The 13,480-nt window shown below is 50.3% G+C and carries 9 protein-coding genes; 8 read left to right on the forward strand and 1 reads right to left on the reverse strand.

The features are described from left to right. The first annotated feature begins 7 nt into the window (after positions 1–7). The 4 genes from araD (at position 8) to rluA (ending at position 6,888) form a co-directional block, all read left to right on the forward strand. Complete coding sequence (gene araD, locus LC084_RS14565; protein WP_226571920.1) at positions 8–703, forward strand: L-ribulose-5-phosphate 4-epimerase; 696 nt, start codon at positions 8–10, stop codon at positions 701–703. Between the two features lie 92 nt (positions 704–795). Continuing rightward, positions 796–3,156: a DNA polymerase II gene (gene polB, locus LC084_RS14570; RefSeq protein ID WP_226571921.1), complete on the forward strand. Its 2,361-nt coding sequence runs from the start codon at positions 796–798 to the stop codon at positions 3,154–3,156. A gap of 155 nt (positions 3,157–3,311) precedes the next feature. Continuing rightward, complete coding sequence (rapA, locus tag LC084_RS14575; protein WP_226571922.1) at positions 3,312–6,218, forward strand: RNA polymerase-associated protein RapA; 2,907 nt, start codon at positions 3,312–3,314, stop codon at positions 6,216–6,218. 13 nt (positions 6,219–6,231) lie between these two features. Then, positions 6,232–6,888 carry a bifunctional tRNA pseudouridine(32) synthase/23S rRNA pseudouridine(746) synthase RluA gene (gene rluA, locus LC084_RS14580; RefSeq protein ID WP_226571923.1) on the forward strand — a complete coding sequence of 219 codons (657 nt, stop codon included), beginning with the start codon at positions 6,232–6,234 and terminating at the stop codon, positions 6,886–6,888. A 60-nt stretch (positions 6,889–6,948) separates the two neighbouring features. Here rluA and djlA read toward each other — a convergent pair whose 3' ends face one another. Further along, positions 6,949–7,767 carry a co-chaperone DjlA gene (gene djlA, locus LC084_RS14585; RefSeq protein WP_226571924.1) on the reverse strand — a complete coding sequence of 273 codons (819 nt, stop codon included), beginning with the start codon at positions 7,765–7,767 and terminating at the stop codon, positions 6,949–6,951. Positions 7,768–7,950: 183 nt separating this feature from the next. Between djlA and lptD the strand changes: the two genes are divergently transcribed. Genes lptD through rsmA form a run of 4 tightly spaced genes read left to right on the forward strand, consistent with a single transcriptional unit; the run spans position 7,951 to position 13,477 of the window. Beyond that, entirely contained in the window at positions 7,951–10,311 is a 2,361-nt protein-coding gene (gene lptD, locus LC084_RS14590) for an LPS assembly protein LptD (RefSeq protein ID WP_226571925.1), read from the forward strand. Positions 10,312–10,366: 55 nt separating this feature from the next. Further along, on the forward strand, positions 10,367–11,659 hold the full coding sequence (gene surA, locus LC084_RS14595; RefSeq protein ID WP_226571926.1) for a peptidylprolyl isomerase SurA: 1,293 nt from the start codon (positions 10,367–10,369) through the stop codon (positions 11,657–11,659). Between the two features lie 13 nt (positions 11,660–11,672). After that, a complete protein-coding gene (gene pdxA / locus LC084_RS14600) occupies positions 11,673–12,659 on the forward strand; it encodes a 4-hydroxythreonine-4-phosphate dehydrogenase PdxA (protein WP_226571927.1) in 987 nt (328 codons plus the stop codon). Continuing rightward, positions 12,656–13,477, forward strand: a complete 822-nt coding sequence (rsmA, locus tag LC084_RS14605) for a 16S rRNA (adenine(1518)-N(6)/adenine(1519)-N(6))-dimethyltransferase RsmA (protein ID WP_226571928.1) — start codon at positions 12,656–12,658, stop codon at positions 13,475–13,477. The genes pdxA and rsmA overlap by 4 nt, the downstream gene beginning before the upstream one ends. The last annotated feature ends 3 nt before the right edge of the window (positions 13,478–13,480 follow it).

Genomic DNA, 13,480 nt, shown 5'->3' on the forward strand with positions numbered 1-13,480 from the left:
GATAACGATGCTTGAAGAATTAAAACGTCAGGTACTCGAAGCCAACCTGGCTTTGCCTGAACACAATCTGGTCACCCTGACTTGGGGTAATGTCAGTGCGGTTGATCGAGAAGCCGGTGTTTTTATCATTAAACCCTCTGGGGTGGATTACACCGTAATGACGGCTGAAGATATGGTGGTCGTTAGCCTGGAAACAGGCGAAGTGGTTGAAGGGGATAAAAAACCTTCTTCAGATACCCCCACCCACCGTATCCTGTATCAACAATTTCCAGATATTGGCGGCATTGTGCATACTCACTCACGCCATGCCACTATTTGGGCACAAGCTGGCCAAAGCATTCCGGCGACAGGTACCACTCATGCGGACTATTTTTACGGTTCCATTCCCTGCACCCGTAAAATGACCGACGCCGAAATCAATGGCGACTATGAGTGGCAAACAGGTGAAGTTATTGTAGAAACCTTCCGTCAACGCGATACTGACCCAAACCAGATGCCTGGTGTACTGGTGCATTCCCATGGGCCTTTCGCCTGGGGTAAAAACGCGCTTGATGCCGTACACAACGCCATAGTGATGGAAGAAGTTGCGTATATGGGCATTTTTTGCCGTCAGTTGGCCCCACAACTGCCAGATATGCAGCAAACTCTGCTTGATAAACACTATCTGCGTAAACACGGTGCTAAAGCTTATTACGGCCAGTAAACATACTTCCAGACAGGAATACTGTACATAAATGCAGTGACACAACGGTTTTCAGGGTATACTGAAGACCGTTTATTTTGAGGGAAACCTGAGTGTCACAGGCAAGAGCCGGTTTTGTTTTAACCCGGCACTGGCGGGATACCCCGCAAGGTACGGAGATTGAATTCTGGCTGGCAACAGATGCCGGGCCAGTCTGTGCACGTCTTCCACTCCAGCAATCTACCGCTTTCATTCCAGAATCACAGATGTCACGCGCCCAGGCTCTACTCAACAACGAGCCACATCTGCGTTGGGTAACACTGCCATTAAATGATTTCCACCACCAGCCAGTATGTGCTCTTTATTGCCAACAGTACCGGCAGTTGTTACGCATTGAAAAAGTGCTGCGCGAAGCCGGTATTACAGTCTACGAAGCAGATATTCGCCCCCCTGAACGTTACCTGATGGAGCGCTTTATTACTGCCCCGGTTTGGGTCGATGGCGAACACCAGTCACTGAGAATTCACCAGGCAAAGATGAAGCCGCACCCGGATTACCGCCCAGATTTACGCTGGGTTTCTCTGGATATCGAAACTAACCGCCATGGTGAGCTCTACTGCATTGGTCTGGAAGGGTGTGGGCAACGCCAGGTATTTATGCTGGGCAACCCACCAGAACCACTAGCCCCAACTGATTTTCAACTTACCTTTGTTCCTGACAGAGCAGGCCTCATACACAGTCTGAACCAGTGGATTGCCGAGCATGATCCGGATGTCATTATTGGCTGGAACGTGATTCAGTTCGATTTACGTATCTTGCAAAAACAGGCAGACAAATTCGGCGTTCGTCTGCTAATTGGTAGAGAAAATCATGAAATTGAGTGGCGCGAGCATGGGTATAATCAAGGGTATTTTTTTGCTCAAATTCCCGGGCGCCTGGTGGTTGATGGTATTGAAGCATTGAAATCCGCTTTCTGGAGTTTCCCTTCGTTTTCCCTCGAAGCAGTTGCCCAGGAATTACTGGGCGAAGGCAAAGACATTGACGATCCCTGGGATCGTATGGCGGAAATAGACCGGCGCTTCCATCAGGATAAAGTGGCGCTGGCACAATACAATTTAAAAGACTGCGAGCTGGTCACCCGTATTTTCAGGCACACCGACATCATGCCATTTTTACTGGAACGGGCCGCGGTTAACGGGCTTCAGGCAGACAGGCATGGTGGTTCTGTTGCCGCTTTTTGCCATCTCTATTTTCCACGGATGCACCGGGCTGGTTATGTGGCACCCAATCTGGGGGAAATTCCGCCTCAGGCAAGCCCTGGCGGTTATGTAATGGACTCAAGGCCTGGCCTGTATGACTCAGTGCTGGTACTGGATTTCAAAAGCCTTTATCCGTCGATTATCCGCACATTTCTTATCGACCCGGTTGGTCTGGTGGAAGGCCAACTGCACGCCGATAACCAGCACGCCGTTGAGGGGTTTCTCGGTGCCTGGTTTTCCCGTGGAAAACATTGCCTGCCTGAAATCGTCAGACAGATATGGCAAGGTAGGGAGCGGGCCAAACAGCAAAAAAATGCCCCGCTATCGCAGGCGCTAAAAATCCTGATGAATGCATTTTATGGCGTATTAGGAACCTCTGCCTGCCGCTTTTTTAACCCACAACTGGCTTCGTCGATTACCATGCGCGGCCATGCCATTATGCGCCAGACTCGTGAACTTATTGAGGCTCAAGGGTTTGATGTCATTTATGGCGATACAGACTCCACTTTTGTCTGGTTGAAGCAAGCGCACAGCGAAGAAGATGCCGATGCAGCGGGCCGACGCCTGGTGAGCCTGGTTAATCAGTGGTGGCGTGATCACCTGCGTGAGACACAACAACTGGAGAGTGTGCTGGAGCTGGAATACGAAACCCATTACAGCCGTTTTCTGATGCCTACGATTCGCGGTGCCGAAACGGGCAGTAAAAAGCGTTATGCCGGGCTGGTTATACGCGAGGGTAAACAACAACTGGTGTTTAAAGGGCTGGAAACCGTACGCACAGACTGGACGCCGCTTGCGCAAACCTTCCAAAAAAATCTCTATCAACGTGTTTTTCTGCACGAACCTTATGAAGATTATATTCGCGAGACCATTGCCAGCCTGATGGCCGGTGAACTGGACGATCAACTGGTTTACCGTAAGCGCCTGCGTCGCCCATTGGATGATTACCAACGGAATATTCCCCCTCACGCCCGCGCGGCCCGGCTCGCAAACGAATTTGACCGCAAGGCTGGCCGGCCTCCTCGCTATAGCGGGCGCGGCACCGTAAAATATGTCTGGACATTACAAGGGCCGGAGCCTGCCGGGCTTGCGCAATCGCCACTGGACTATGAACACTACCTTACCCGGCAGTTACAACCTATTGCTGAAGGAATTTTACCCTTCCTTGGTAAGGAGTTTGCTACACTGGTTACGGGGCAACTTGGGTTATTTTGACAGGTGACGAATGCGTTGCCTTCCATTACCATAGCGCCCTTTCCGGGTCATATCCCAAAACTCATAACCGAATTCTTCAACGCGCCGCCGCTTTTTGCCGACGGCCGTAATGCTATTGCCTGCAACTTTTAGATATACAACAGAGCCGAATATTTATGCCTTTTACACTTGGTCAGCGCTGGATCAGCGATACGGAAAGCGAACTGGGACTTGGAACAGTAGTAGCAATTGATGCCCGCATGGTGACATTGCTGTTCCCGGCAACTGGAGAAAATCGTCTGTATGCCAGGAATGACTCCCCTATCACCCGCGTGATGTTTAACCCCGGGGATACCATTACCAGCCATGAGGGCTGGCAGTTAAAAGTGGATGAAGTCAAGGAAGAGAACGGATTACTCGCGTACCTGGGTACCCGTGAAGACACTCAGGAGAGTGGCGTCATACTGCGTGAGGTACTGCTGGATAGTAAGCTGGTGTTCAGCAAGCCACAGGATCGCCTGTTCGCTGGCCAGATTGACCGTATGGACCGCTTTGCACTGCGCTTCCGTGCACGGAAATACCAGAGCGAGCAATACCGTATGCCCTGGAGTGGCTTGCGTGGTATGCGTACCAGCCTGATCCCACACCAATTGCATATTGCTAACGACGTCGGCCGTCGCCATGCCCCCCGCGTGTTACTTGCCGATGAAGTCGGTCTGGGTAAAACCATTGAAGCTGGCATGATAATTCACCAACAGCTGCTGAGTGGTGCGGCTGAGCGTGTTTTGATTATTGTCCCGGAAACCCTGCAACACCAGTGGCTGGTTGAAATGTTGCGCCGCTTTAACCTGCGTTTTGCGTTGTTTGACGATGAACGTTACGCAGAAGCTCAGCACGACAGCGATAACCCGTTTTATACCGAACAACTGATTATTTGCTCACTGGACTTTGTGCGCCGTAACAAGCAGCGTCTGGAAAACCTGTGCGAAGCCGAGTGGGATTTAATGGTGGTGGATGAAGCGCACCACCTGGTATGGAGTGAAGAGGCCCCCAGCCGTGAATATCAGGTAATTGAGCAACTTGCAGAAAAAGTTCCAGGCGTGCTGTTGTTAACTGCAACCCCGGAACAACTTGGTATGCAGAGCCATTTTGCACGACTGCGCCTGTTAGACCCCAGCCGCTTTCATGATTATGAAGCATTTGTTGCCGAGCAAAATAACTTCCGACCAGTTGCCGACGCGGTTTCTCTGCTATTGGAAGGTAACCATCTGAGCGATGAAACACTGAATACGCTCAGCGAGCTGATTGGCGAACAGGATATCGAACCGTTACTGAAAGCGGCTAATAGTGGTAACGACAACAGCGAAGCCGCCCGTCAGGAACTGGTTTCTATGCTGACTGACCGCCATGGCACCAGCCGTGTTCTGTTCCGTAATACCCGCAGCAGTGTAAAAGGTTTCCCTCAACGCGAACTCCATACGATTCGCCTGCCTTTACCTACCCAGTATCAAACCGCCATTAAAGTTTCTGGCATTATGAGTGCGCGTAAAACGGCGGAAGAGCGTGCCCGTGACATGCTCTATCCAGAGCAGATTTACCAGGAATTTGAAGGCGACAGCGGTACCTGGTGGAACTTCGACCCACGTGTTGACTGGTTGATGGGCTACCTGACCAGCCACCGCTCACAAAAGGTTCTGGTTATTTGTGCTAAGGCGACGACAGCACTGCAACTGGAGCAGGTATTACGCGAACGTGAAGGGATCCGCGCAGCCGTCTTCCATGAAGGCATGTCGATTATTGAGCGTGACCGTGCTGCCGCCTGGTTTGCCGAAGAAGACACTGGTGCACAGGTTCTGTTGTGCTCAGAAATTGGTTCGGAAGGGCGTAACTTCCAGTTTGCCAGCAATATGGTGATGTTTGACCTGCCCTTTAATCCTGATTTGCTTGAACAACGAATTGGGCGACTGGATCGTATCGGCCAGGCTCACGATATCCAGATTCATGTGCCTTACCTGGAAAATACTGCGCAGTCGATTCTGGTCCGTTGGTATCACGAAGGTCTGGATGCTTTTGAACATACTTGCCCCACAGGCCGGGCAATCTACGATGATGTCTATGAGTCCCTGATTGGCTACCTGGCGGCACCCGAAAATGAAGAAGGGTTTGCTGAGCTGATTCACCGCTGCCGCACCCAGCATGATGCACTGAAAACCCAGTTAGAACAGGGCCGTGACCGCCTGCTGGAAATTCACTCCAATGGCGGTGAAAAAGCTCAGGCGCTGGCTAATGAAATCGCGGAACAGGATGATGATACGGCACTGGTGAATTTTGCCATGAACCTGTTTGACATTATCGGCATCAACCAGGATGACAAAGGCGATAACATGATTATCCTGACGCCATCCGACCATATGCTGGTGCCGGATTTTCCAGGTTTGCCGGAAGATGGCTGCACAATTACTTTCAGCCGCGATGTCGCTCTTTCACGTGAAGATACCCAGTTCATCACCTGGGAACACCCTTTAATTCGTAATGGCCTTGATCTGATTCTGTCGGGCGATACGGGTAGCTGCGCGCTTTCTTTACTCAAAAACAAAGCGCTGCCCGTTGGCACATTACTGGTAGAAATGGTGTATGTCGTTGAAGCCAAAGCACCTAAACAGCTCCAGCTACAACGCTTCTTACCACCAACACCAGTACGTATGCTGCTGGATAAAAATGGCACTAACCTGGCAGCACAGGTGGAATTTGAAAGCTTCAACCGCCAGTTAAGTGCGGTAAACCGCCACACCAGCAGTAAGCTTATCAATGCCGTACAGCAGGATGTTCACGAGATCTTGCAACATGGTGAGGAACAAGTAGGGAAAGCAGCTCAGGCGTTAATTGAGTCGGCAAGAAACGAGGCCGATGAGAAATTGTCTGCCGAGTTATCACGCCTTGAAGCGTTGAAGGCAATTAACCCCAATATCCGCGATGACGAACTGAGTGCCATTGAAGATAACCGCCAGCAGGTACTTGAGAGTTTATCAGAGGCTTCATGGCGGCTTGATGCGCTGCGCTTGATTGTGGTTACGCACCAGTAAGGAACTGAAAACGATGCTGGAGTTTTACTCTCCGCCACAAGACCCGTGGCTGGTCATTCTGTATCAGGATGAGCATATTATGGTGGTGAATAAGCCGTCCGGCCTGCTGTCTGTACCTGGGCGGCTGGAAGAACATAAAGACAGTGTGATGACGCGTATTCAGCGCGATTATCCCACGGCGGAATCTGTTCACCGGCTCGATATGGCGACCAGTGGTGTCATTGCTGTAGCGTTGACCAAGGCGGCAGAGCGTGAACTCAAGCGGCAGTTTCGTGAGCGTGAGCCAAAGAAGCAATATGTAGCACGAATCTGGGGGCACCCGGAAAAAGCGGAAGGGATCGTTGATTTACCACTGATTTGTGACTGGCCAAACCGTCCCAAACAAAAAGTCTGTTTTGAGACGGGTAAGCCCGCACAAACTGAATACGAAGTGGTGGAGTATGCGCCAGATATGACAGCCAGAGTGATTCTGCGCCCCATTACCGGGCGCTCACATCAATTGCGTGTTCATATGCAAGCGCTGGGGCACCCGATTTTGGGTGATAAGTTCTATGCTACTCCCGAAGCACGGGCAATAGCGACGCGATTATTGCTACATGCAGAATCACTGACCATTACACACCCGGCCTTTGGTAACAGCATGACCTTCCGGGCACTTGCGGATTTCTGACCCACAGCCCGGTTAACCACCGGGCTGTTTTACTTCTGCCTGGGCAGGAAAACCGCCAGACTAGCGAAATCCTTTCTCTTTTTTAATCAGATCATAAGCCTGCTGGATTTCCTGGGCTTTCTGTTTAGCCATTTGCATCATTTGCTTCGGCAAGCCTTTTGCCACCAGCTTGTCAGGATGGTGTTCACTCATTAGTTTGCGATATGCCCGCTTGATGGTTGTGGCGTCATCGGACGATTTTACCCCTAACACATTACAGGCATCCTGCAATGTTGGCCCGCGTTGCGTTTGCTGGTAGCCGCTTTGCTGGCCGGAGGAAGAGTGTTGATAACCACCGCCAAATTGTGCTCCACCCTGCATCATGCGCAAAAACTGGTCAAACTGTAGCCGTGAAATTCCCAGTTCTTCAGCAATCACATACAGAACATCACGCTCTTTAGGGTGCAATGAACCATCGGCAAATGCCGCCTGAATCTGAATTTCCAGAAACATCCGAATCAAGTCAAAACGGCCAAAACACACACTGCGTAACTGTGTCATTTTATCGCGTAGTGGGTAAGAAGCCTCTTTGCCGACACGAAATGCATGCTGCGCCGCCACCCGCGAGTCACCATGTAATTGCATCCGCTCCATCAATTGCGAAGCAACATGGATATCCGCTTCTGTTACGCGCCCTTTTGCCTTGGTCAGATGCCCCATCACCTCAAACGTGGTATTGAAGAACATCGTCTGCCGCTGTTGTTGACTGGTAAACCAGGCAGAGCGCATGCGCATGCGGTCAAATAAGTGACCAATCAGCAAACCGCCAATTGCGCCCCAAAACCCGCCGCCAAAGATAATTCCCAGCGCAATACCAATCACTTTTCCCCAATACTGCATATACTCCCCAAATGGTCATGCTGTCAGACCGAAATTCATTTATCATACCTGTCATTCATAACTGAGCCTAATAACAGGCGTGTAAACAGGCTGGATTAACACTGGCACTATGATAACGACTACGTTAGTCTCTCTCCGTTTGCCTACGCTTAGTCCCTGATGACAGAACAACGAAAAACACGTATGAAAAAACGTATTCCCACCTTGCTGGCAACCCTTATCGGTTCGGCTTTGTACAGCCAACAAGGATTTACCGCCGATCTCGCATCACAATGCATGCTGGGTGTGCCCAGCTACAATCGCCCGTTGGTTCAGGGCGATACTAATGATCTGCCCGTAACAATCAATGCTGATCATGCAAAAGGTAATTATCCTGACAACGCGACTTTCACCGGAAACGTGGACATTACACAGGGTAACAGCCGTCTGCAATCTGACGAAGTACAACTTCACCAGAAACAGGCAGAGGGTCAAACTACACCGGTCAGGACTGTCGATGCACTGGGTAATGTGCACTATGATGACAATCAGATCATCCTGAAAGGTCCGAAAGCGTGGTCTAACCTCAATACTAAAGACACAAATGTGTGGGATGGCGATTATCAGATGGTCGGGCGGCAAGGCCGTGGTAAAGCCGACCTGATGAAACAGCGTGACAATAATCGCTATACCATTCTGGAAAATGGTACTTTCACCTCTTGTCTGCCAGGTTCTAACACCTGGAGCATTCAAGGTAGCGAAGTTATCCAGGACCGCGAGGAACAAGTTGCTGAAATTTGGAACGCCCGCTTTAAACTGGGCCCGGTTCCAATATTTTACAGCCCGTATCTGCAGCTTCCTATTGGCGATAAACGCCGTTCGGGTTTCCTTATCCCAAATGCGAAATATAGCTCTACCAACGGGTTTGAGTTTTCACTCCCCTATTACTGGAATATTGCCCCTAACTTTGATGCCACCATTACGCCGCATTACATGGATAAGCGTGGCGGTATCCAGTGGCAGAATGAATTCCGTTACTTAACACGCGCCGGTGCCGGGTTAGTCGAATTTGACTACCTGCCATCCGATAGTGTTTACCAAGATGATTACCCCAGTGAAGATAACAAGCACCGTTGGTTATTCTACTGGAAACACTCAGGTGTGCTGGACCAGGTGTGGCGCTTTAACGTCGATTACACCAAAGTGAGCGACTCACACTACTTTAACGATTTCGATTCCAAATATGGTTCAAGTACCGACGGTTACGCCACGCAGAAATTCAGCGTGGGCTATGCAGTACAGAATTTTGATGCCACATTATCAACGAAACAGTTTCAGGTCTTCGACACATCAAACAGTAGCTCTTACCGCGCAGCGCCACAGTTAGACCTTAACTTCTACCAAAATGACATTGGGCCGTTTGATACTCACGTGTATGCCCAGGCGGTGAAGTTCACCAACGTGAACAACAACTACCCGGAAGCGACACGCTTACATATTGAACCGACTATCAACCTGCCGTTGTCCAATAACTGGGGAAGCCTTAATACCGAAGCGAAACTGCTGGCGACCCACTACCAGCAGACCAACCTTGATGAATACCGTGATTATGTGAATAACAGCGCATCATCTTTGGCACTCAAAGACAGCGTTAACCGGGTGATGCCACAGTTTAAAGTTGACGGCAAGATGGTCTTTGAGCGCGATATGAACTGGAGCCCGGGCTATACCCAAACACTGGAACCTCGTGCTCAGTATTTGTATGTTCCCTATCGCGATCAAAGCCATATCTACAACTACGATTCCGCCTTCCTGCAATCGGACTATACAGGCCTGTTCCGTGACCGCACTTATGGTGGTCTGGACCGTATTGCATCAGCAAACCAGGTATCTACGGGTGTTACGACTCGTATTTATGATGAAAATTCAGTGGAACGTTTTAACGCTTCCGTTGGTCAAATCTACTATTTCACCCGGTCCCGTACAGGCGATGACAACATCAACTGGGAAAATAATGACCACCAGACTGGTGCTGTAGTCTGGGCGGGTGACTCCTACTGGCGGATCTCAAACCGTTGGGGATTACGGGGGGGCGTAGAGTATGATACACGCCTGGAAAACGTAGCGACCGGTAGCGGCTCACTGGAATACCGCCGTGATGCTGACCGGATGGTGCAGTTTACTTACCGCTACGCCAGCCCGGAATATATTCAGGCGACACTGCCATCCTATTCCACACGTGAGCAGTACGAAAACGGGATTTCCCAGGTGGGAATGGTCGCAAGCTGGCCGATTGTGGACCGCTGGTCTGTTGTTGGAGCGTACTATTACGATACCAAAGCAAACCAACCGGCTAACCAAATGCTGGCCTTGCAATATAACTCCTGTTGCTACGCGATTCGTGTTGGCTATGAAAGGAAAATTAATGGTTGGCAGAACGACCAAAGTAAGTATGACAACGTGATTGGTTTCAACATTGAATTGCGCGGGCTGAGTTCTAACTATGGCCTTGGCACGCATCAAATGTTGCGCTCCAACATTCTGCCGTATCAAAGCTCACTGTAGTCTTGATTGATTTGAAACATAATCCGCATTGCGGTTAATCAGAAATGGAAAACCTATGATGAACTGGAGAAAGTTGCTTCCTGGTATCGCGCTGGCCCTGTTAGTGAATACCGGTTTCGCAGCTCCACAAGTTGTTGATAAAGTGGCGGCCGTCGTCAATAACGGCGTAGTACTGGAAAGTGATGTTGATGGACTGATGCAGTCCGTTAAAATGAACGCAGGCGAAGCCGGGCAACAACTTCCTGACGATAACACCCTACGCCACCAGATCCTCGAAAGACTCATCATGGATCAGATAGTGCTGCAGATGGGCCAGAAAATGGGCGTCAAAATCAGCGATGATCAGTTGGATCACGCCATTGCCAATATCGCTCAGCAAAACCATATGACCATGGACCAGCTGCGCAGCCGTTTGGCTTATGATGGTATGAACTACAACACATACCGAGCACAGATTCGCAAAGAAATGCTTATCTCAGAAGTGCGCAATAACGAAGTTCGGCGCCGTGTCACTATCCTTCCTCAGGAAGTCGATGCACTGGCAAAACAGATTGGCAACCAGAATGATGCCAGTACCGAACTCAATCTGAGCCACATTCTGATCCCATTACCCGAAAACCCAACTGCCGAGCAAGTCAGCCAGGCACAAAGCCAGGCAGAAGATATTATCAGCCAGGCCCGTAGCGGCACTGACTTTGCCAAACTGGCAATTACCTATTCAGCCGATCAACAGGCTCTGAAGGGTGGGCAAATGGGTTGGGGCCGTATTCAGGAGCTGCCTTCTATCTTCGCTCAGGCACTTAGCACCGCGAAAAAAGGCGATATCATTGGCCCGATTCGTTCCGGTGTCGGTTTCCATATCCTGAAAGTGAATGACATCCGTGGGCAGTCACAGAATATTTCCGTCACGGAAGTTCATGCACGCCATATTTTGATTAAAACGTCCCCAATCATGAGCGATTCTCAGGCACGTGCAAAACTGGAACAGATTGCGGCAGATATCCGTAGCGGGAAAACCACTTTTGCCGCTGCTGCTCGTGCTAATTCTGATGATCCTGGCTCAGCAAACCAGGGTGGTGACCTGGGCTGGTCTTCACCGGATGTTTACGACCCGGCTTTCCGCGATGCGCTGATGCACCTGCAAAAAGGGCAGATGAGCCAACCCGTCCACTCATCTTTCGGCTGGCACCTGATTGAGTTGCTGGATACCCGTCGTGTAGATAAAACCGATGAAGCACAAAAAGACAGAGCTTACCGCATGCTGTTCAACCGGAAGTTCTCAGAGGAAGCGGCAACCTGGATGCAGGAACAACGTGCCAGCGCGTATGTGAAAATCCTGGATAATTAATCTGGATATTTAAGTGAAAACACAACGAGTAGTGATCACTCCCGGCGAACCTGCCGGGATTGGCCCTGATTTAGTTGCCGAATTGGCACAACGGGCCTGGCCGGTTGAACTGGTTGTTTGTGCAGACCCAGAACTGTTACTGTCACGGGCTCGTGCACTCAACCTGCCACTGGTATTACACGATTATCAGGCCCACGCAGCCCCGCAGCCCCAACAGGCTGGTTCACTGACTTGTTTGCCTGTCACATTGCATACCCCTTCTCTTCCAGGGCAACTGGCTAAAGCTAATGGCCTTTATGTCACTGAGACTCTGGCCCGGGCTGCTCAAGGATGCATTGATGGTGAGTTCTCTGCACTGGTAACTGGCCCGGTACATAAAGGCATTATCAATGAAGCTGGTATCCCTTTCACAGGGCATACAGAGTTCTTCCAGATGCAGGCTGGCTGTGAAAAAGTGGTAATGATGCTGGCAACAGAGTCATTACGTGTTGCTCTGGCAACCACCCACTTGCCACTTAAAGATGTCAGTGATGCTATCACGGTTGATTCACTCAACCAGGTCATTGCCATTCTGCACCATGACCTGCGTACCAAATTTGGTATCGCTCAGCCGCGTATTCTGGTTTGTGGGCTTAACCCTCACGCTGGCGAAGGCGGGCACATGGGCACAGAAGAAATAGATACCATCACGCCCGTGCTCAATAGCCTGCGTGCACAAGGAATGAAACTGGAAGGCCCACTCCCCGCAGACACACTTTTTCAGCCCAAATACCTCGATAATGCAGATGCTGTCCTGGCTATGTATCACGATCAGGGCTTACCCGTGCTAAAATATCAGGGATTTGGCCGTGCGGTGAACATCACCCTGGGCTTACCTTTTATTCGCACTTCTGTTGACCACGGGACCGCGCTGGATTTGGCCGGTACGGGTAAAGCAGATGTCGGCAGTTTTATTACGGCGCTTAATCTCGCCATTACCATGATTACAAAGAGTCAATGAATAATCGCGTCCATCAGGGGCATTTAGCCCGTAAACGTTTTGGGCAAAACTTCCTTAATGATCAATTTGTTATTGAAAGTATTGTCTCTGCCATCAATCCACAAAAAGGCCAGGCACTGGTCGAAATCGGCCCGGGTTTGGGCGCACTGACTGAGCCCGTTGGTGAGCGGCTGGATGCACTGACTGTTGTTGAGCTGGACAGGGATCTTGCAGCCCGTCTGCAAACTCACCCTTTCCTTGCGCCAAAACTGACCATTTACCAGCAAGATGCCATGACTATGGATTTTGCTGAACTGGCCAAAAAACAAGGCCAGGCCTTACGCGTATTTGGCAACTTGCCTTATAACATTTCTACGCCGCTCATGTTCCACCTGTTTAGCTATACTGATGCCATTGCTGACATGCACTTTATGTTGCAAAAAGAGGTGGTCAACCGCCTGGTTGCAGGCCCTGGCACGAAAGCGTATGGTCGGTTAAGTGTAATGGCGCAATATTACTGCAAGGTTATTCCGGTGCTGGAAGTACCACCAAGTGCATTCACTCCGCCACCTAAAGTGGATTCGGCTGTGGTTCGGCTTGTTCCTCATGCAACATTGCCACACCCCGTCAAGGCGCTGAATATCCTGAACCGTATTACTACTGCGGCCTTCAACCAAAGAAGGAAGACATTACGCAACAGTTTGGGCAACTTGTTCACCCCAGAAACCTTAGCTCAACTGGGTGTGGACTCTGCACTGCGGGCTGAAAATGTCTCGGTTGCACAATATTGCCTGATGGCCAATTTTTTAGCTGAAAATCCCCCATTGCAGGAGAGTTAAGCT

This window comes from Mangrovibacter yixingensis (assembly GCF_020523985.1).
GTDB lineage: Bacteria > Pseudomonadota > Gammaproteobacteria > Enterobacterales > Enterobacteriaceae > Mangrovibacter > Mangrovibacter yixingensis.

Excerpts from the sequence above, each read along its gene's own strand:
- araD (WP_226571920.1), top strand. The coding sequence starts at position 8 with ATGCTTGAAGAATTAAAACGTCAGGTACTCGAAGCCAACCTGGCTTTG.
- rapA (WP_226571922.1), top strand. The coding sequence starts at position 3,312 with ATGCCTTTTACACTTGGTCAGCGCTGGATCAGCGATACGGAAAGCGAA.
- rluA (WP_226571923.1), top strand. The coding sequence starts at position 6,232 with ATGCTGGAGTTTTACTCTCCGCCACAAGACCCGTGGCTGGTCATTCTG.
- djlA (WP_226571924.1), bottom strand. The coding sequence starts at position 7,767 with ATGCAGTATTGGGGAAAAGTGATTGGTATTGCGCTGGGAATTATCTTT.
- lptD (WP_226571925.1), top strand. The coding sequence starts at position 7,951 with ATGAAAAAACGTATTCCCACCTTGCTGGCAACCCTTATCGGTTCGGCT.
- surA (WP_226571926.1), top strand. The coding sequence starts at position 10,367 with ATGATGAACTGGAGAAAGTTGCTTCCTGGTATCGCGCTGGCCCTGTTA.
- rsmA (WP_226571928.1), top strand. The coding sequence starts at position 12,656 with ATGAATAATCGCGTCCATCAGGGGCATTTAGCCCGTAAACGTTTTGGG.